The 18,357-nt window shown below is 47.2% G+C and carries 22 protein-coding genes; 9 read left to right on the top strand and 13 right to left on the bottom strand.

Features of this window, described 5'->3' with window-relative positions:
- Nucleotides 1-69 precede the first annotated feature (69 nt).
- The 4 genes from BN1080_RS03790 to BN1080_RS03805 all read right to left on the bottom strand — a co-directional run bounded on the left by BN1080_RS03790 (nucleotide 70) and on the right by BN1080_RS03805 (nucleotide 3,712).
- Nucleotides 70-1,263, bottom strand: a complete 1,194-nt coding sequence (locus tag BN1080_RS03790) for a M20 metallopeptidase family protein (protein ID WP_052650620.1) — start codon at nucleotides 1,261-1,263, stop codon at nucleotides 70-72.
- Nucleotides 1,264-1,385: 122 nt separating this feature from the next.
- The gene (locus BN1080_RS03795) at nucleotides 1,386-2,135 is read right to left on the bottom strand and encodes an amino acid ABC transporter ATP-binding protein (RefSeq protein WP_052650621.1); all 750 of its coding nucleotides are present in this window, start codon (nucleotides 2,133-2,135) and stop codon (nucleotides 1,386-1,388) included.
- A gap of 52 nt (nucleotides 2,136-2,187) precedes the next feature.
- Complete coding sequence (locus BN1080_RS03800) at nucleotides 2,188-2,889, bottom strand: amino acid ABC transporter permease (RefSeq protein WP_052654379.1); 702 nt, start codon at nucleotides 2,887-2,889, stop codon at nucleotides 2,188-2,190.
- Nucleotides 2,876-3,712: an amino acid ABC transporter substrate-binding protein gene (locus tag BN1080_RS03805; protein ID WP_052650622.1), complete on the bottom strand. Its 837-nt coding sequence runs from the start codon at nucleotides 3,710-3,712 to the stop codon at nucleotides 2,876-2,878. Before BN1080_RS03805 ends, BN1080_RS03800 begins: the two co-directional genes overlap by 14 nt.
- 403 nt (nucleotides 3,713-4,115) lie before the next feature.
- Between BN1080_RS03805 and BN1080_RS03810 the strand changes: the two genes are divergently transcribed.
- A complete protein-coding gene (locus BN1080_RS03810) occupies nucleotides 4,116-5,060 on the top strand; it encodes an L-threonine 3-dehydrogenase (RefSeq protein ID WP_052650623.1) in 945 nt (314 codons plus the stop codon).
- A 49-nt stretch (nucleotides 5,061-5,109) separates the two neighbouring features.
- Here BN1080_RS03810 and BN1080_RS03815 read toward each other — a convergent pair whose 3' ends face one another.
- From BN1080_RS03815 to BN1080_RS03825, 3 genes are all read right to left on the bottom strand, one after another.
- Nucleotides 5,110-6,474 (bottom strand): YjiH family protein, encoded by a 1,365-nt coding sequence (locus BN1080_RS03815; RefSeq protein ID WP_052650624.1) that lies wholly within the window; start codon nucleotides 6,472-6,474, stop codon nucleotides 5,110-5,112.
- A 157-nt stretch (nucleotides 6,475-6,631) separates the two neighbouring features.
- Entirely contained in the window at nucleotides 6,632-7,321 is a 690-nt protein-coding gene (bshB2, locus tag BN1080_RS03820) for a bacillithiol biosynthesis deacetylase BshB2 (protein ID WP_052650625.1), read from the bottom strand.
- Nucleotides 7,322-7,334: 13 nt separating this feature from the next.
- The gene (locus BN1080_RS03825; protein WP_052650626.1) at nucleotides 7,335-7,685 is read right to left on the bottom strand and encodes a YojF family protein; all 351 of its coding nucleotides are present in this window, start codon (nucleotides 7,683-7,685) and stop codon (nucleotides 7,335-7,337) included.
- A 138-nt stretch (nucleotides 7,686-7,823) separates the two neighbouring features.
- Here BN1080_RS03825 and BN1080_RS17155 point away from each other — a divergent pair, with 138 nt between their 5' ends.
- Together BN1080_RS17155 and BN1080_RS03835 are read left to right on the top strand one after the other, a co-directional pair.
- Nucleotides 7,824-8,687, top strand: coding sequence for an ABC transporter permease subunit (locus tag BN1080_RS17155; RefSeq protein WP_407674774.1), 864 nt, complete (start codon nucleotides 7,824-7,826; stop codon nucleotides 8,685-8,687).
- Entirely contained in the window at nucleotides 8,688-9,698 is a 1,011-nt protein-coding gene (locus BN1080_RS03835; RefSeq protein ID WP_052650628.1) for an ABC transporter permease, read from the top strand.
- Here BN1080_RS03835 and BN1080_RS03840 read toward each other — a convergent pair.
- Nucleotides 9,686-10,447, bottom strand: a complete 762-nt coding sequence (locus BN1080_RS03840) for an HAAS domain-containing protein (RefSeq protein WP_052650629.1) — start codon at nucleotides 10,445-10,447, stop codon at nucleotides 9,686-9,688. The two genes, BN1080_RS03835 and BN1080_RS03840, sit on opposite strands and share 13 nt — an antisense overlap.
- A complete protein-coding gene (locus tag BN1080_RS03845) occupies nucleotides 10,447-10,770 on the bottom strand; it encodes a PadR family transcriptional regulator (protein ID WP_052650630.1) in 324 nt (107 codons plus the stop codon). Before BN1080_RS03845 ends, BN1080_RS03840 begins: the two co-directional genes overlap by 1 nt.
- A gap of 202 nt (nucleotides 10,771-10,972) precedes the next feature.
- Here BN1080_RS03845 and BN1080_RS03850 point away from each other — a divergent pair, with 202 nt between their 5' ends.
- Nucleotides 10,973-11,857 (top strand): GNAT family N-acetyltransferase, encoded by an 885-nt coding sequence (locus BN1080_RS03850; RefSeq protein WP_052650631.1) that lies wholly within the window; start codon nucleotides 10,973-10,975, stop codon nucleotides 11,855-11,857.
- Nucleotides 11,858-11,922: 65 nt separating this feature from the next.
- Here the strand turns inward: BN1080_RS03850 and pdxK are convergent, their stop codons facing one another.
- Both pdxK and BN1080_RS03860 read right to left on the bottom strand, forming a co-directional pair.
- A complete protein-coding gene (pdxK, locus tag BN1080_RS03855) occupies nucleotides 11,923-12,756 on the bottom strand; it encodes a pyridoxine/pyridoxal/pyridoxamine kinase (protein ID WP_052650632.1) in 834 nt (277 codons plus the stop codon).
- Between the two features lie 60 nt (nucleotides 12,757-12,816).
- Nucleotides 12,817-13,071, bottom strand: coding sequence for a hypothetical protein (locus BN1080_RS03860; protein ID WP_052650633.1), 255 nt, complete (start codon nucleotides 13,069-13,071; stop codon nucleotides 12,817-12,819).
- Nucleotides 13,072-13,115: 44 nt separating this feature from the next.
- Here BN1080_RS03860 and BN1080_RS03865 point away from each other — a divergent pair, with 44 nt between their 5' ends.
- From BN1080_RS03865 to BN1080_RS03880, 4 genes are read left to right on the top strand one after another with little or no spacing between them, the layout of a single operon-like run.
- A complete protein-coding gene (locus tag BN1080_RS03865) occupies nucleotides 13,116-13,862 on the top strand; it encodes a DUF4230 domain-containing protein (RefSeq protein WP_234398923.1) in 747 nt (248 codons plus the stop codon).
- Nucleotides 13,863-13,874: 12 nt separating this feature from the next.
- Nucleotides 13,875-14,549 carry a uracil-DNA glycosylase gene (locus BN1080_RS03870; RefSeq protein ID WP_052650634.1) on the top strand — a complete coding sequence of 225 codons (675 nt, stop codon included), beginning with the start codon at nucleotides 13,875-13,877 and terminating at the stop codon, nucleotides 14,547-14,549.
- Between the two features lie 58 nt (nucleotides 14,550-14,607).
- Entirely contained in the window at nucleotides 14,608-14,865 is a 258-nt protein-coding gene (locus BN1080_RS03875; RefSeq protein ID WP_052650635.1) for a YwdI family protein, read from the top strand.
- A gap of 21 nt (nucleotides 14,866-14,886) precedes the next feature.
- The gene (locus BN1080_RS03880) at nucleotides 14,887-15,264 is read left to right on the top strand and encodes a DUF423 domain-containing protein (protein ID WP_052650636.1); all 378 of its coding nucleotides are present in this window, start codon (nucleotides 14,887-14,889) and stop codon (nucleotides 15,262-15,264) included.
- A 47-nt stretch (nucleotides 15,265-15,311) separates the two neighbouring features.
- On the opposite strand, the gene BN1080_RS03885 is transcribed toward BN1080_RS03880, so the two are convergent.
- Together BN1080_RS03885 and hemQ are read right to left on the bottom strand one after the other, a co-directional pair.
- Complete coding sequence (locus BN1080_RS03885; protein ID WP_110925566.1) at nucleotides 15,312-16,334, bottom strand: beta-carotene 15,15'-monooxygenase; 1,023 nt, start codon at nucleotides 16,332-16,334, stop codon at nucleotides 15,312-15,314.
- Between the two features lie 278 nt (nucleotides 16,335-16,612).
- Nucleotides 16,613-17,362, bottom strand: a complete 750-nt coding sequence (hemQ, locus tag BN1080_RS03890; protein ID WP_052650637.1) for a hydrogen peroxide-dependent heme synthase — start codon at nucleotides 17,360-17,362, stop codon at nucleotides 16,613-16,615.
- Nucleotides 17,363-17,534: 172 nt separating this feature from the next.
- Here hemQ and BN1080_RS03895 point away from each other — a divergent pair, with 172 nt between their 5' ends.
- Nucleotides 17,535-18,356, top strand: a complete 822-nt coding sequence (locus tag BN1080_RS03895) for an octanoyl-[GcvH]:protein N-octanoyltransferase (RefSeq protein ID WP_052650638.1) — start codon at nucleotides 17,535-17,537, stop codon at nucleotides 18,354-18,356.
- Nucleotide 18,357 lies beyond the last annotated feature (1 nt).

The following is an 18,357-nucleotide window of genomic DNA, read 5'->3' on the forward strand; positions in this document are numbered from 1 at the left end:
CTTGAAGGCTCAAATACTTTCCGTGCCAAGCGAAATACTTTCCCAAGCAAGCCATTTACTCCCTTTGAATCAAGAAATACTTTCCGTCCTCATATTTTGCTCCTCAAAATAAAGGGCCGCAAACATTTTTGCCGCAACAAGCATCGCACGCTCATCGAAATCGAATTTTTCATGATGATGCGGGTAGCTTAAACGTTCATCGGCCATTTTCGCTCCGACGAAAAAGTAAGCACCTGGACGTTCTTGCGTGAAATAAGCGAAATCTTCCACTGGCATGATGGGTTCCGTTTCGACCACCCGTTCTTCGCCAATGGCTTGGGTAGCAGCTCGGCGTACCACTTCAACCGCCTCCGGATGATTCCATAAGGAAATATAGCCGGCTTCAATCGTCACTTCCGCTTCGGCACCCATTGCCCGCGCCACATTTTCAGCAATCGCTTGGACCCGCTCGGTTGCCAACTTCCGCAGTTCGGGATCGAATACACGAATTGTCCCTTCAAGCACCGCTTCGCTTGGAATGGCGTTATCGGCATCGCCTGCATGGAATTTTCCGATTGACACCACCAATTCTTTCAGCGGATCGGCATTCCGGCTGACGATCGATTGCAGAGCAATCATAATGTGGCTGGCTGCAAGAATCGGGTCTACACCGGTATGCGGTTCTGCACCGTGGGTTCCATAGCCGCGAACAACGATTTTCAAGGTATCTTCAGAAGCCTGTAAAAAGCCATCGCGCACAAAAACGTTGCCGCTTTCCATCTTGCTTTGAAGATGGGCGCCGTAAATCGCATCGACTCCCTCCAGGCAGCCGTCTGCAATCATTGCTTGCGCTCCGCCCGGCGCCACTTCTTCACCGAATTGATGGATCAGCACAATCGTGCCAGGCAATTGGTCTTTGATTGAAACCATCGCTTTCGCAAAAGCGAGCAAAGCTGCGGTATGGCCGTCATGGCCGCAGGCGTGCATCACGCCAGGCACAGTCGATTTATAAGCGACTTCTTTTTGGTCAGTGATCGGCAACGCATCGAAATCAGCACGAAAAGCGATCGTTTTGCCGGGCAGGCGTCCATGGATGGTACCGACTACACCGCGGCCGCCAACGTTCCGGCGAACTTCAATCCCTATATTTTCTAATTGCTGTGCGATAAATTCCGGCGTATGGACTTCCTGGTGGGAAAGCTCTGGATGCATGTGCAGATAGCGGCGTGTTTCCACCATTTCTGCATAAAGTGACTCAATCTTTTCCTCTATCAATGGTTTCATTCTTTCGACTCTCCTTCAAATCTGATAGTTTCAGTATACAATAAAACCATTAGAGAGAATAAAAAACAAGAAAATAGAATAATAATACAAAAAGAAACCCGCTGCCAATAACGGCTGCGGGTTTAAATAACATCTGTTTTTTGGATCAAGTTCAGGAATTGCTGGGTACGGGCTTCTTTTGGATGTCCGAAAATATCCTCAGGTTTGCCGCGTTCAATGATGTGTCCGCCGTCCATGAAGAGGACTTCATCAGCCACGCCTTTGGCAAAACGCATTTCGTGGGTGACCACGACCATCGTCATGCCTTCTGACGCTAAATCTTTCATAACTTGCAGCACTTCGCCCACAAGTTCAGGATCCAGCGCTGAAGTCGGTTCATCAAACAGCATCACTTTTGGTTCAAGTGCAAGCGCGCGGGCGATGCCGACACGCTGCTGCTGTCCGCCGGATAACTGAAACGGGTATTCGTTCACTTTATCCCCGAGGCCGACTTTCGCAAGCAATTGCTCCGCTTTTTTGCGGGCAGCGGCTTTGTCCTGCCCTTGTACCGTTACAGGGCCTTCCATGACGTTTTCAAGCGCCGTCATATGAGGGAATAGATTATAGTGCTGGAACACCATCGCAGATTGTTTCCGGAAAGCGTTCACTTTTTTCTTCGGAACCGGCTTTGCAAAATCGACCGATTGTTCATCGATGGAAATAACGCCGGCAGAAGGGGTTTCTAAAATATTCAAACAGCGCAGGAAAGTCGTTTTACCGGATCCGGAAGGGCCGATGACCACAAAGGCCTGGCCTTTTTTCACTTCCAAGTCAATGCCTTTTAAGACTTCCAGGTCGCCAAACTTCTTATGCAAATTCTTTATCGTTATCATAGTTCGCTCCTCACTGCAGCCAGTGCTTTATTATTCGCTCCATAACCATTCATCATCGTGAAACGTAGAAGTCAAACCGGTTTTCCAGACGGCCTTGTCCGACAGATAGAAGGAAACAGACGACCCAATAGATCAGGGCGGCTTGGCCGTATAGTAATAGGAATTCATAGTTGGTCGCAGCGATTTGCTGGGCAATGCGGAACATTTCCGTTACGAGAATGAGTGATGCCAGCGAAGTATCTTTCACGAGACTAATGAACGTATTGGACAGCGGCGGAACCGAAACGCGGGCCGCTTGCGGCAAAATAATGCGGCGAAGCGACTGGACATATGTCATGCCGATTGTATCGGCAGCTTCCCATTGGCCTTTCGGAATCGAAAGGATGGATGCGCGGATGACTTCGGATGCGTATGCGCCGACATTCAAGGAAAAGCCGATGACCGCAGCCGGGAACGGATCAATCGTCACCCCGAGCGACGGGAGGCCATAGAATAAGATGAATAATTGAACGAGCAAAGGAGTGCCGCGGATGATGGATACGTAGACCCGGGCAATCACTTGCAGAATTTTGATCGTAGAAATACGTGCCAACGCTGTCAAAACTGCTAATATCAGACCGATGATAAAAGAAATAATCGACAAAGGGACAGTAAACTGGATCAGCCCTTCCAAAAGGGGCAGCCAGGACGTCTGGGAGATGTCGACTAGCCGCTCCATCCGGACAGGATCAGAAAAAATACTATTCAAGTACATTTTCGCCGAACCATCTTTCGGAAATTTCATCATACGTGCCGTCTTCAATCATTTCGGCAAGGGCTTTATTTGCTTCTTCTACAATTGCACCGCTGTCTTTGCGGAACAATAAGGCACTTTTCGCTGCATCGTCTGCTTCATCAACAATTTCGATGTTCGCATCCGGGCGTTGTTTCAGAAAATCAAGTACAGTCAAATTATCGTTTACCGTCGCTTCGACGCGGCCCGAATTCAATAGTTCGATGGCTTGGTTGAATCCTTCAACGCCTTCGATTTCAGCTCCATAAGAACGCGCAGTTTCTGCGTAGTTGCTTGTCAAAGATTGAGCGGAAAGTTTTCCTTCCAAATCCTCAAAGCTTTTGATTTCGTCATTGCCTTTCGCAACAACCAATACAGCAGTAGAAGTGATGTAAGGATCTGAGAAATCGTAGCTTGCCTGGCGCTCTTCGTTAATGCCGACTTGGTTCGCTACCATATCGAAGCGGCTTGCATCAAGTCCTGCAAAAATTGCATCCCATTGAGTTTCCAGGAATTCGACTTCAACGCCTAAGCGCTTTCCGACTTCGCGTGCAATTTCAACATCAAATCCGGTCAATTCGCCGGAGTCGTCATGGAACGTGAAAGGAGGGTATGTGCCTTCCGTCCCAACGATCAATTTGCCTTCTTCTTGGACTTCAGCCAGCAAATCGCCTTCTGAGCTGCTCGAACCGCCAGAGCCTGCTGCATCGTCTGTCGTCGGGTCTTCTTCTGGAGAGCCCCCGCCGCAAGCTGCCAATACAAGTGCGGCAATCAATAATAGTAGTGCAAAACTAAATTTTTTCATGAAATAAATGCCTCCATTCTTATCTGTTTATTAACGGCCTTTCCAAATTCCACACAAAAGGCATTCCCGTCTGTTTCGCATAATATACCCCTCTTCCAGAAGAGGGAAACTAACGCAATAAAACACAGTGGAATACTTGGTTTAAAACTTAAAAAAAAGCGATTAATAAGTTCTGCTCAGGCCTTAAATAGGCTGGAACAACTTTCTCATTATAGCATCGGCCAATCAGGAGATACAAGTGAACTGTTTAGCCTATTTCGGCACAAATCCAGTGAAATTCATTGTATTTTTAAAGAGAACAAATTATAATGGCTAGATAGAAAAGCTTAATTAATCAATGTTTATATTGAATTTAATGTATTTATACAGAGGACAAATGTTTTATTTGAGAGGAGCACATAAAATGAAACGAATAATGATCACGGGAGCCCTTGGGCAGATTGGTTCAGAGTTGACCACAAAACTGCGCACAATTTACGGAGCAGACAATGTTTTGGCGACAGATATCCGCGCAACGAATGATGAGAGCGGCCCTTTTAACGTATTGGATGTCACAGACGGACAAAAGATGCACGATTTGGCAAAAGACTTTGAGGCGGATACCATCATGCACATGGCGGCTTTGCTGTCAGCGACGGCTGAAGAAAAGCCGCTGCTTGCCTGGAACTTGAATATGGGCGGCCTGGTGAATGCGCTGGAAGCGGCGCGCGAATTGGATATGCAATTCTTCACGCCAAGCTCCATCGGTGCATTCGGTCCATCAACGCCGAAAAAAAATACGCCGCAAGATACATTGCAGCGTCCGACCACGATGTACGGGGTCAATAAAGTTTCAGGAGAGCTTCTATGCGATTATTATTTCCAGAAGTTCGGGCTTGATACACGCGGCGTCCGTTTCCCTGGATTGATTTCCTATGTAGCTCCTCCAGGCGGCGGCACGACCGACTATGCCGTGGACATCTATTATAAGGCAGTCGAGCAGAAGAGCTACGAATCGTTTATTGCAAAAGGAACGTATATGGACATGATGTATATGCCGGATGCGCTTCAAGCAATCGTCGATTTGATGGAAGCAGACGCTTCGAGATTAGAGCACCGCAATGCTTTCAATGTGACGGCCATGAGTTTTGACCCGGAACAGATTGCCGCTTCGATCCAAAAGCACATTCCGGATTTCAACATGACTTATCGTGTCGACCCGGTTCGCCAAGCGATTGCAGACAGCTGGCCGGACAGCATTGATGCCTCAGTTGCGCAAAAAGAGTGGGGCTTTAAAGCCCAGTACGATCTGGATGCCATGACGGCAGACATGCTGGAAAAGTTGAAAAAAAAATTCATGCACGCTTAATCGAATAAAGAAAATGCCCTTCGCAGCTGCGAAGGGCATTTTCTTTATTCTAAAACAATAGATGGGCAATTCCTGCAACGATCGGCAATGCGATGATCGTGCGAAGCAAGAAAATGACGACCAAGTCGAAGATATTGACCGGGATTTTCGATCCAAGGAGCAAACCGCCGACTTCAGACATGTAGATCAATTGAGTCACGGACATCGTCGCAACGACAAAACGGGTCATATCCGATTCAATGCCTTCAGCCAGAAGGGAAGGCAGGAACATGTCTGCAAAACCGACGACCATCAGTTGAGCCGCTTCAGCCGCTTCAGGAATGCCGAGCAAGTTCAAGTAAGGGACGAAAGGTGTTCCGAGCACAGAGAAGACAGGCGTATACTCTGCTAAGATCAACGCTACAGTACCGAATGCCATAACGACCGGTGCTACGCCAATCCACATATCCAAGACGTTTTTAAAGCCATCTTTGAAAAATTCTTTGATGGATTTGTTTTCAGATGCTTTCGTTAAGGCATTTTCAACGCCGTGAGAAGCAACGCTGTATCCTTCAGGAACTTCTTCTGATTGAGATTCCTGCGGATCGCCATTCATGAAGTTGGTCGACTTTTGGGCAAGCGGATAGATGCGCGGCATGATGAGCGCAAGAACAATGCCTGCCAAAATAACTGTACCGTAATATGGCAAGAAATATTGGCCTAATCCGACCTGCTGGATGACAACGATAGCGAACGTGATGGAAACAACGGAAAAAGTCGTTCCGATAATTGCTGCTTCACGCTGCGTATATTTGTTTTGGATATACTGATTATTTGTCAGTAAGACCCCGATCGTTCCATCTCCAACCCAAGATGCCAATGCATCAATAGAAGAGCGGCCAGGAAGGCGGAAAAGAGGCCGCATAATTTTCACCATCATGGTTCCAAAGAATTCCAGAAGGCCAAAATTCATCAGGAGCGGCAAGAACAAACCGGCAAAGAGGAAAATCGTAAATAAGAAAGACAGAAGTCCGTCACCGGATAAGAGCATTCCGCCGGTATTTTCACTCCAGACAGCTTCAGGTCCGATTTGGAACAAGACCATGACAGCAAAAACTGCACCAAGAATGCGGACAATTGTCCAAAATAAATTTACATTGAATAATTTTTCGAAAAATGATACCGAGTGATGCTCATTCACTTTTTTTGCAATCGCTGTTACTGAACCAACAGCTGCAATGATCAAAATCCCCATCATAATCCAAGGGACAACGGATTCAATGGCACCAGCCATCAGGTTTGCCAACACGGCAATGGTGACCATCCAGACCGTTTCGTCTCCATCTTTTGTTGGAATTGGCACTAAGAAGAGCAAAATTCCCAACAAGGAAGGAAGCAGGAACAAAATCCAAGTTGAAGCCGAAAACTTTTTCACAAATAAATCCCCTTTTCTCTGTGCATGAAAACACAACATTAATACTAATTATACAACAATATCCCCAATGAAACCGCTGTATAATCAATGTTTATATTATCTGAAAACAGCACAGAAAAATACCCTTATTTTCAAAAAGAAAATAAGGGTATTTTTGTTAAAACGTTTCTTCGAAATCCTGGTCCCAGCGGTAATTATAGAAACGTTCTTTCGTGAGCCAGTTTTCAGTTTCCTGATCGCCTTGCGCCAATTTGTTTTCCATTTCTTCAAGCATCCATACCGTCTGCGAAATATGGGCTTTCATCGCGCCCATCTTTTGGTCGCGGACAGCTGATACATCATGCAGGACGTCCGGAGCGCCGAGAACTTCCAATGTGTTATTGGCAAAAGCGACACAATGGAGTTTCGGACGGTCTTCCATCCGCCGTACGGCACGCACAACCGCACGTGCCGTCGCTTCATGGTCCGGATGCACAGAAAGGTTCGGATAGAACGTGATGATCAAGGAAGGATTCAGTTCGTTGATCAAGTCGGTCATCATGCCGACCATTTTTTCGTCGTCTTCAAATTCAACGGTCTTATCCCGAAGCCCCATCATCCGTAAATCGGTCAACCCCATCGCGTCAGCCGAAGCCTGCAGTTCTTTTTTGCGGATTTCCGGCAGCGATTCGCGGGTAGCGAAAGGCGGATTGCCTAAATTGCGGCCCATTTCGCCAAGCGTCAGGCAAGCATAAGTAACCGGGGTGCCGCGTTTAATATGGGTCGAGATGGTCCCGGAAACGCCGAAGGCTTCATCATCCGGGTGAGGGAAAACCACCAATACGTGGCGTTCTTGTGGAATTGTCATTTCGTCTGCCTCCTTAATAGCTGAACGGTGTTTCGCTGATTTCAAGCGCTACCGCCAATTTTCCTGATCCGTCGTGGCCAGCCAGCAATAATCGGCCGTGCTCGTCTAATTCATAGTGCGTAATGCCTTGGGCGTAAACCCAGCCATGCGGCAGCTTCAATCCGACTCGGTGCGGGCTGTCACCGACCACTTTGCCAAGTTCGTAGTTAATGACGACATTGCGGATAAAAGCTCCGGCATTGAAAAACCCTTCATTAAAATGAGTCGCATAAGAGCCATTCGTCGTTTCCAGATGCAAATAGACATCTCTATTAGCGAAGGCATCCAAGTGGACTTGCAATTTTTTTACTTCAACTAATTCCATTTCTTTCACTCCTCAGACATTCCGTATTCTTTTAGTATAGGGAATTAGGGGCAAGAATGCGATTAGGATGCTTTACGGAAACCGAAATAATGCTATCATAATGAATGAAAGAATTTTCGAACAAAAGGGATGGCTGAATTGGGAACTATATGGAGATTTGTGTTTTCGCTGCTTGGAATCGTTTTAATCAGCGGTTTCCCCGTACTTATCGGGGGATTGATGGAAGGCGAACTGAGATTGAGCGAGTATCTTTCGTCGCTTCAAGGCGTACTGAAAGAAATTTGGCCGCTGCAGGAGTTTTCTGTGATGAATCTGCGGACGGGACGGGAAATGTTCTTATTTCCAACGATTGCCGAATACATATTTTATTCTTTGCAAATTTTGTTTTTAGCATTTGCGGCAGCGGCAGCTTTTGCTCTCGCATTTACTGTGCTGACAATGCTGTTATCGGAAAAGGCCCGAGAGCGGGTAAAGCTCTTTTTGTACTTTCTGGAGTCGCTTCCGGATCTGCTCATCATCATGGCAGCTCAGCTCGGCATCATTTTCATCTATTTAAAAACGGATGTCTTAATCTCTAAGATTGCGGTAGTAGGCGGCGACCGGATCTATTGGCTTCCGGTTCTCTGTTTGGCGATATTGCCGATGATCCAGCTTTACCGGCTGTGCATGCTGACTTTCCAGGAAGAAGAACGGCAAATGTATGTTGAACTTGCACGGTCGCTCGGTTTTTCGAAAGTTTTCATCGTATGGATCCATATGTTCCGGAATGCGATCATTTCGGTATTTTTCCAATCCAAGAAAACGATTTGGTTTATGTTGTCGAATCTGTTTGTCTTAGAATTGATGTTCAATATGCCGGGTATTATGCTGTTCATGCGCGACAATATGTCGCCTGAAGTGTTCCTCGTGGCGATTTTCAGCTTTTTCTTGCCGATGTTTCTTCTCTACAGCGTAGGCGAGTGGTTTTTCCTCCGCCATTTCCGTGGAAAGGAAGTGGCGTAAATGTGGAAGCAGCCTTATTTTGCCATTGGCTTCAGCATAATGGCTTTGCTCCTTTTCGGAAGCTTTGCCTTTGAATGGATTTTTGGCAATGTGCCAAAGCAAATCTTTTTTATCGAAGAAAATGGACGGGCCGTGGAAGGGCCGCCGATTTCGCCGAAATGGGAATTTCCGCTTGGAACCGACCAGTATGGCTATGACCTCTTTGGCAAAATCATGCTTGGCGGAAAATACACCATTATCGCTGCACTCGCAGTCGCTGCAATTCGAATGCTAATTGCCGTGCCGTTCGGCTATTTGCTTGGGACTTACCTGCAAAAGCATCGTGCATGGATTGGCGGACTTGCCGATTCGCTTCACTACATCCCTTTGACTTTATTTGCGGCTTATGTACTGTATCCCGTTCTTTGGATGCCGCCGGAAGGATTTGCAAATGGAGTGTGGGAGCGCATCGCGATCCAAGTTGTCTTGATGTCATTATTGACGATGCCGGTCGTGGCTGTATTAGTAGGGAACGAAGCGGCGCTTCTATACCGCAAAGAATACGTTCTCGCTTCCCGTGTATTGGGAGCAGGGCGTTTCCGGATTATCCGAAAGCACCTGTATCCGCAAATGCGTGAAAAACTGGCGGTTCTGTACGGCCAACAGGTGATGGAGACTTTTATCGTGATGGCTCACCTCAGTTTGCTGAATTTATTCCTCGGCGGGACAAAAGTCAGCTACGATCCGTTGTTCGGCGATCCGCCCATGTCCATTTCATATGAATGGGCAGGACTGTTCGGTTCAACTTTCCGTTATCTCCAAGGGGCGCCGTGGCTGCCTTTATATCCGGTCTTTTTTATTGCCCTGGCAATATTGTCCGTCTCTTTCATGATGGAAGGATATTTGCGTTCGAAAAACCCTCAGGTGAAAAAGCGCAAAGGCATCGCTTCGCCATCGGAAAACATCGTGGAATGGAATAAAGAACAATTGCGGGAGAAAATGATCCGTTTAAAAAACCCTCACGATTTGTGAGGGTTTTGTTTTTTATTCTGCCAATAAAGAATAAGGACTACAACGGCCATGCCAAGGTAGAGGCCGCTTGCGCTAATGATCAGCTCTGTCGTTTCATTGTATTGAAGGAACTGCAGAATGAAATCCGGACCGAATAGAAACAGCGGAAGGATAATGGTAATCCACGTTTTTGTCCAGATGGCACCTGCAATGAAAACTAGAGCCCCAAGCGCTGCAATGACCCACATCGTTTCGCGAGAAGGTATATAGAAAGGCTCAAAGAAAAAGATGTCTATGAAAAGAACCGCCGCTAACGAAAGGGTGGTGATGATTTGAATAGCGATAAAAATCGATAGCTCTTTTTTCGTCGAATAGTTAGCCGCACTCATTTTCCGGAAGTAATAAATATAAGCACCGATGCTCAAAAGCGCAATAGCCGGGTAAGCAACGAGCTTCAGCAAGGAAAAACTTAAATCGCCGCGAATAGCTGAACCGGTGATGAAATAAGCGATAAGCAGCAGTATGAACATAGGGGCCAATCTCGTTAAACCGAAATAATCGGTTTTCATTTCGTTGCGGATGGTCTCCAAGTAAGTTTTGGGAGATCCGCCAGTGACGCTGTCTACTGTTTTTCCACGGCTTTCGGCATCTTCCAAATGGCCCCGCAATTCTTCCGCAATCTCATTGATTTCGTGGTCGTTCTTTCCGGAAGTCATCAAATACATCCGCAAATTCGCAATGAACTCTTCGCTTTCCCTTGATAACACCATTAGTTTTCCTCCTTTACAAGTCGGTTGACAGAATGGGATAAGCTTTCCCACCGTTCTTTGAACTGTTCGTATTCTTCTTCGCCTAACGGGGTGAGGGTGTAGTATTTCCTTTTCGGGCCGCTCGGCGATTCTTTCATGACCGACCGGACAAACCCATCTTTTTGCAGGCGCATCAGCACCGGATAAATACTGCCTTCGCTGACCATCCGAAAACCGTAGATCTCCAATTTTTCGATCATTTCATATCCGTAAGTTTCGCCTTTATGGATAATGCCGAGCAGACACCCGTCAAGTATTCCTTTTAGCATCTGGCTGGATGACATATACGTGCTCCTCTCTGGTAGCTCGCAAAGCAAGATAGTGGATTGCGGAGGTGCTACTTTGTAATACAAGATAGCATTTAAAAGAGGAGTCGTCAACTAGTTTGTTATGCAAGATAGCATGCCGTGTTGAAAAAAGGAAATTTAACTGGGTCTGTCGAAAAAATTAACGGGGGAAAGCTCACCAAATGAGGAGGGACAGCAAATGCTCGAAATGAAGAAGATGTCTGAGTGTTCAATGGATGAAAAAGTCGAAGCCTGGAATAAGGGATTTGAAGGCTATTACTTTAATATGGATACAACGGCAGAAGCATTTGAAAAAAGAGGGGCAATGGAAGACTTGGATGAAGAATTGTCCATCGTCGCATTTGATGGCGGCAAGCCGGTAGGCATCGTCCGAAACGGGCTTCGCGAAAATGCCGGAAGAAAAGTATCATGGAACGGCGGTACAGGTGTGGCAAAATCCGTTCGCGGGCAAGGCGTTGGAAAACGCATGATGGAAAAGACGATTGAGCAGCTGAAGGGTGCAGGAGTTGAGTTAGCGACGCTTGAAGCTGTCAATGAAAATAAAGCGGCAATCGAACTTTACCGGAAGATGGGATATGAAGTAGTGGATGAAGTGGACTTTATGCAACTGAAAGGGAAAGTGGCAAAGCACCCGCAAGAACGAGAATCCGCACAAGCAATCATCATTAAACCGGCCCGTCCGGAAAATGCCGGTAGCCTGGATTTCTATCGCCATGATTTTACGTGGCAAACGCAATGGCAAAGCGTCAAAGACGGAGAGGCGCTGATTGCTTATGATGTGGATGGCAAAGCGGTGGGCTATGCCTATTTCCGGAAAGCTAAGGATGATAATGGCCAGCATATCGCGACAACGCTTTATCAATGTGCAGCGGATCCGTCGGCTGCAGATCCAAAGTCCGTGACTGCCCGTTTGATCTCCGAAGTTTTTGAAAACTTCTCCGGAGAAATCAATCGCGTAGCAGTGAATATTCCGGTGGAAATGAACAAATTCACCCATCAAGTTTTGTCAGAAACAGGCTTTCAAGTGACGACGAAGCAAGTGATGATGGCAAAAGAATTATAAAGTGCAGAAAAAAATAAAAGCCGAAAGAGAAAAGCGGTGCTCTCCTCTTTCGGCTTCATTTATGATTAAAGTTCAGTCACGACAACTTCAGGTTTCGGGAATTTGTTGGCAGCGCCGTGCATAACCGGCCCTACATATTCATTCAGTTTCCAGCCATGCTCAATGGCTGAAGAAACGAAGATCTTCGCATTTAATACGGCATCTTTCACCGATTGCCCATTCGCCAAATTAGCAGTAATCGCAGCGGCGAATGTACAGCCCGCACCGTGGTTGTAAGTCGTCTCAGTTTTTTCGGCTGTCAGCAAATAATGCTTTTTGCCATCGTATAGAAGATCGGCCGCTTTTTCATGCTGCAGTTGCTTGCCGCCTTTGATGACGACGAACTGTGCACCATGTGCATGAATTTTTTCAGCTGCTGCTTGAAGGTCTTCGACTGTGCGAAGCGTGCCCATACCGGACAATTGGCCAGCTTCAACCAAGTTTGGCGTCACCACTTTCGCATTCGGAAGCAAATGCTGGATCATGGCATCGACATTTTCAGGGAAGAGCACTTCGTCTTCGCCTTTGCATGCCATGACCGGATCGATGACAACGTCTTTCAAGCCAGAGTCTTTAATGGCTTTGCCGGCCATTTCGATAATGTCGACTGTCGGCAGCATGCCGGTTTTCAATGCATCAACCCCTGTAGAAAAGGCGGTCTGCAATTGAGCATGCAGCGTTTCAACCGGAATCGGATGGATGCCGTGGCTCCAGCCATTATTTGGGTCCATTGTGACAATGACGGTCAACGCGTTCATACCGTATGTGCCATGTTCCTGGAAAGTTTTCAAGTCTGCTTGTATGCCGGCTCCACCGGAAGTATCCGATCCAGCGATCGTTAAAGTCTTTTTCAATGACATCATCAAAACTCCTTTTAAATGGATTCGTTTATCACTTTATTTTAACAAATGGCGAAGCATTTACATAGTATTCAGCTTATGGGGAAACGCCAGTACATACGCGGTCGCAGCTGATAATAGAAAAAATAGGCTGGCGATGGCAGCTAATATCCAGTTGCCGTTTCTGAAAAGACCAATTGCTATGATAAATGTTAGAATGGAAACAGCTGCCGCCATTGCGGCGATGACCCATAACCCGATGCGCTTGGCGCTTTCCGGGGCATGGTCTCCTTTAGTGGAGGAGATTGTTTTTATTTTTTCACGCAAGTCCGCCATACTCATCGCTCCTTTCTTTAATCCTATCATGGAGCGGAGACGAAATGAATAAAAAGAAAGAGGGAGAGCACTTGGCAAAAGATCCGAAACTGACGGAAATTGAACGCTTATTAAAAGAAGTAAAAGGGAAAGAAGATACAAAAGAATCCGGATTCTGGAAAAGCATCCGAGTGATGATGGGTGTTTGGCGCAATTCGTTTTTGGTGCTGATCACTATCCTCCTGCTATTATTGATTGCGTTGCCGCTTGGCACTTGGTGGATGATCCAAGGCAGCACGGCTACGGAAAGCAAAGGGGCATTTTTGGAGCAGATCCAGGATCTCAATGAGTTAGCAACTGCCGAAGCTTTTTCGAAAGTGATTATCGAGCGGGAAGACAATAAAGTATTTGGCCAAGATATCGGGCTTGATCTGCCGGGGACCAAACGCCAGATTTTAGTTGTGATTCCAGGATCGGTCCGTGCAGGAGTGGATTTCTCCGAACTAACGGAAAATGACATCGAACTCGATGAAGATGCGAAAACGGCGACATTGACTTTGCCGAAAGCCGATTTTCTTGGAGGTCCGGAATTGTTTATGGACCAGGCGGAAATCTACACTTACGAGGGTTTGTTCAGCGGCGGCTCTGATATTTCCGAAGCTTTTGAATTAGCCGATGAAGCGAAGCAATTGATTCTGGAAGAAACGAAAGGGCAAGGCGTATTGGAGCTGGCAGAAGAAAATGCTGCCCAATCGGTCCGCAGCATGTTTAATTTAGTGGATTATGACGTTACGGTAGAATTTGAAGAATAAGGAGTGGCTGGCATGCCAAAGAAAATTTTTCAAAACGACTGGCAAGAAATTGTAGGTGCGGAATTTGACAAGCCTTATTACCTGGAATTGCGGGAATTCCTGAAAAGAGAATATGAAAACGAAACGGTATATCCGCCGAAAGAAGACATTTGGAATGCGTTTGAGCATACTGCGTATCGGGATGTAAAAGTCGTGATTTTGGGCCAGGACCCTTATCACGGGCCCAACCAGGCGCATGGCCTCAGCTTTTCCGTTCAGCCAGGCGTCCCCCATCCGCCGAGCCTGCGCAATATGTTCAAGGAACTGAAAGAGGACATCGGCTGCGACAAGCCGAAAGATGGAACGCTGACAAAATGGGCGGACCAAGGGGTGATGATGCTGAACACAGTGCTTACGGTCCGGGGAGGCGAAGCCAATTCGCACCGCAATCGTGGCTGGGAGATTTTCACCGACGAAGTCATCCGTAAATTATCAGCACGCGAAGAGCCTGTTATTTTTGTGCTGTGGGGAAAGCCGGCCCAAAAGAAAAAACAGCTGATCGATTTGGAGCGGCATGACGTGATTGAATCGGTGCATCCGAGTCCATTAAGTGCGAGCCGTGGATTCTTCGGCAGCAAACCGTATTCAAAAGTGAACGAACTGTTACAGGCACGCGGAGAAAAGCCGATAGATTTCTGTTTGGCCTGACGGCTTTTCTCTGCGCGTGATAAAATAGGATGATTAGAAGTAGAGAGGGGGAGTTCAAATGGCGATTGAAGCTGTCCGGATCGTAACGGAGATCGAAAAGCATGCTGCACAGGCGAAAAATGCGGAGCCGGCAAAAGTCCGTGAATCGGTTGCGGCCATTCGGGCTTTATGCGACCTGCTGCTGAACGATGAACCGCTGGCTGAATCCAGCAGGCCGAAAGCGATGCCGCTAGCGTCTCCGCAAGTGCAAACCGTCTCATCGGTCAATAAACTCAAAGAAGAAGATGCAAACGGCGATTCATTGTTTGAATTTTAACTAGAAAGTAGAGGACCCATCATGAAGTTTTTCTTAATTGCAGGAGCAGTCAATGCCATGCTGTCTGTTGCTTTCGGGGCATTTGGAGCCCATTTGCTGGAAGGGCGCATTGCCGATAAATACTTGGACACATGGCAGACAGCCGTCCAATATCAAATGTTTCATTCCATTGGCTTAATAGCCATTGCCATCTTAATGAGTTCGTCGCTGATCGGCAACTTGGGTTCATTAAGCTGGGCAGGCTATTTGATGCTGGCAGGCATCATCATTTTCTCTGGCAGCCTATATGTCTTGAGCTTGACTGGCATCAGCGTGCTGGGCGCCATTACACCAATTGGCGGAGTAGCTTTTATCGCTGCGTGGATCCTGGTGGTTGTGGCAGCTGCAAAAGCATTATAAATTGTGTGAAAAAGGAGTTGTCCCAAATTATTTTTGGGACAACTCCTTTATTGTTCCAGTAAGTTTTTCAATTTTTCCGGGTTATCCACTTTCAAGGCGATTTGGGAAACCTCTTTCGTACGGCCATAGAATAGTGTCGCTTTTTGAGGCGCCTTGAAGTTGATGACGAGTTGAGGTTCGCCGGTTTCGATGTCGTTTGCGATAAATTCCAAGGTGTCTTTTTTAGCAGGTTCGCCCCACCGGATGGACTCGATGGAATCCAAGCGGAACGTCATCCGTTTGCTCAACCCGAGGGACAATTGGACAGAACCGTCTTTGACCGTCAACGGATTTAAGCGGATGGCCTGTATTTCAGCCAGAAAATAAAACACGGAATAGATGTTTAGGATGAGCAGAATCATTGAGAGCATCAGCGATTTTTCGTGCAGGAACCAGTGGATGCCGATGGTTTCTATTACGATTGCGTGAATCAGCATGATGTAAAAGGCGATGGCGCTCGTATTTTTGTGAAGTGAAACGGTATAAGGCGTGTCAGGTGCCCGTTTCTTCCAGGAGAAGAAGGCATAGTAGACTACTAACGCTTCCGAGAGAACAACGGAAACAAGCGGATTGGGTTTCATGACAGCGAATGTCGCTGGAAAAAGAGTAAAAAGCGGACTCTCTTCTTGATTTTTAATGGACCGCAAGATTTTGGGGAAATGATAGCATAAAAAGAAAATCAGCGCAGCCTCTGCCGCTATGACCAGGACTTCCAGTCCGATTGCTGCGTAGACCAGTCCGGAGAATGGTTCAATATAAGAAGAAGGAATGAGCAAGCGGGCCAGTATGATGCCCGAAGCAATCAGTCCGATGAACTGTTTGGCGGTCAACCGGAAAGCAGCAAGCAACAGGAGCGGCGCAACCAGAGCTAAATCAAGCAGCGAGCCGCTGACGACCCACACGCTTTCTTCCGGAATGATGATGCTGGAGAAAGAAGAATGGTAGAGCAGGAAATTGCTGGTGAGGACGAGTGCAAGCAAAAGTAAAGCCCATTTTGCAAACTGGGTTCGACGCATGGCGAACATGAACATCTGAACACCCCATTTTTCTTTTAGTATAGCGCAGTGTTGGCGAGTTGGGAGAATAGAGCTGTGTCGGAATTCTGAAAAATCGAGATGCGCCGATCTTGTCGCATGCATTTTGAGGATGAAGGAAAGGAATTGGTCCATAAGGTGCGGAAAAATCGTTCTGAGGTGCGAAAATATCGATTTGAGGTGCGGAAATGCAGCATTGGGGTGCGAAAATATGGTTCCGAGGTGCGTTCGGAGCTCAAACAATAAAAAAAACCGCCCGAGGGCGGTTTTTCATTTTACACTTCCAAAAATTTAGCTGTGCGCTCTGCATCTAAACGCGTTCCCACATAGAAAGAACCGAATTCTGCATATCGTGCACTCACTTCATCAAAGCGCATTTCGTAGATCAATTTTTTGAACTGGAGAACGTCGTCCGCAAACAGCGTAACGCCCCATTCGTAATCGTCAAAGCCGACAGATCCGGAAATGATCTGTTTGACTTTGCCGGCATAGCTGCGGCCGATTTTGCCGTGGGACAGCATCAATTCTTTGCGTGTGTCCATTGGCAGCATGTACCAGTTGTCGTCGCCTTCGCGGCGCTTATCCATCGGGTAGAAGCAGATGTACTGCGAACGCTGAAGTTCAGGATACAAACGCGCGCGTACGTGAGGGTTTTGGTATGGATCTTCGTCTGATTTTCCAGCCAGGTAGTTGGAAAGTTCAACAACCGATACATACGAATAAGTAGGGACAGTATAAGCGATCAATGTCAGCTTATTGTATTCGGTCTCAAGCTCGCGCAGCTCATCCATCGTTTCGCGAAGCAGCATCAGCATCAAGTCCGCTTTTTGGCCAACGATTGAATATAAAGCGTGGGCACCTGTTTTATTTTCATCGGCTTGGTTGATTTTGTCCATAAATGCCTGGAACTCGTCGATCGCAAATTGGCGCTCTTCGTCCGTCAGCATTTTCCAGGACACCCAGTCCATCGAACGGAAATCGTGGAGGACGTACCAGCCGTCTAATGTAATTGCAGCTTCATTCATTCTCTAAACACTCCTTTGATCTGAATCTCTCCCATCCAGTTTATCACAACAGCCATTTAAGTTCCTCCAAAACAGGAGGCTGTCACCAATTCGTCATTGCTGCCGCAGCTTTTCAGCGGGCGAAGAGTCGGGTAGACTAGAGTTAAGCAAAACGCTTTTGAGGAGAATGAATATGAGCTTATTTTCACAGCAAACCAATTGGCGTTTCTGGGACCAATCCTTGAGCGCCAAAAAACGTTCGGCGCTGGAATCATTTGCGGCGGATGATACATTATGCGAACTGGTCGGCAGCGGCAGAAGCGAGCCGACCGTCCGGACGTGGGTCCATGACGATACGGTCGTGCTTGGCATCCAAGATCACCGTTTGCCGCATGTCGGAGCGGGTATGGAATACTTGGAAGCAAACGGCTACCACCCGATTGTACGGAATTCCGGCGGATTGGCCGTGGTTCTTGATGCCGGCGTTTTGAATATTTCACTGGTCGTTTCGGAGAAAGAGCACGCCATCGATATATCGGCCGGCTATGATATGATGCTCGAACTGGTGCAGGCACTGTTTCCGGAAGCGCCAATTGAAGCTTACGAGATTGTCGGTTCGTATTGTCCAGGTTCCTACGACCTCAGCATCGGCGGCAAAAAGTTCGCGGGCATTTCCCAGCGCCGCATACGCAAAGGGATCGCTGTTCAAGTCTATCTTTGCGTGGAAGGTTTTGGTGCAGCACGCGCGGAACTGATTCGCGGCTTTTATGAAAAAGGGCTGCAAGGCGAAGACACCAAATTCGATTACCCGGCAATCAAACCGGAAGTGATGGCTTCGCTGAGCGAATTGTTGAATAAGGAAATAACCGTTCAGGAAGTTGTCATAAATTTATATGAATTGCTGGGGTCGCCGGCGCCGCGTCCGCTAATGCCTGATGAGACTGAACTTTACGGATTTTATTTGAATCGCGTCGTTGAACGCAACGCGAAAATGCTTCCGGGGCCTCTTGAATGAG

Origin of the sequence: Planococcus massiliensis, from assembly GCF_000821325.1 — a bacterium.
In the GTDB taxonomy this organism is placed as follows: Bacteria; Bacillota; Bacilli; order Bacillales_A; family Planococcaceae; genus Planococcus; species Planococcus ruber.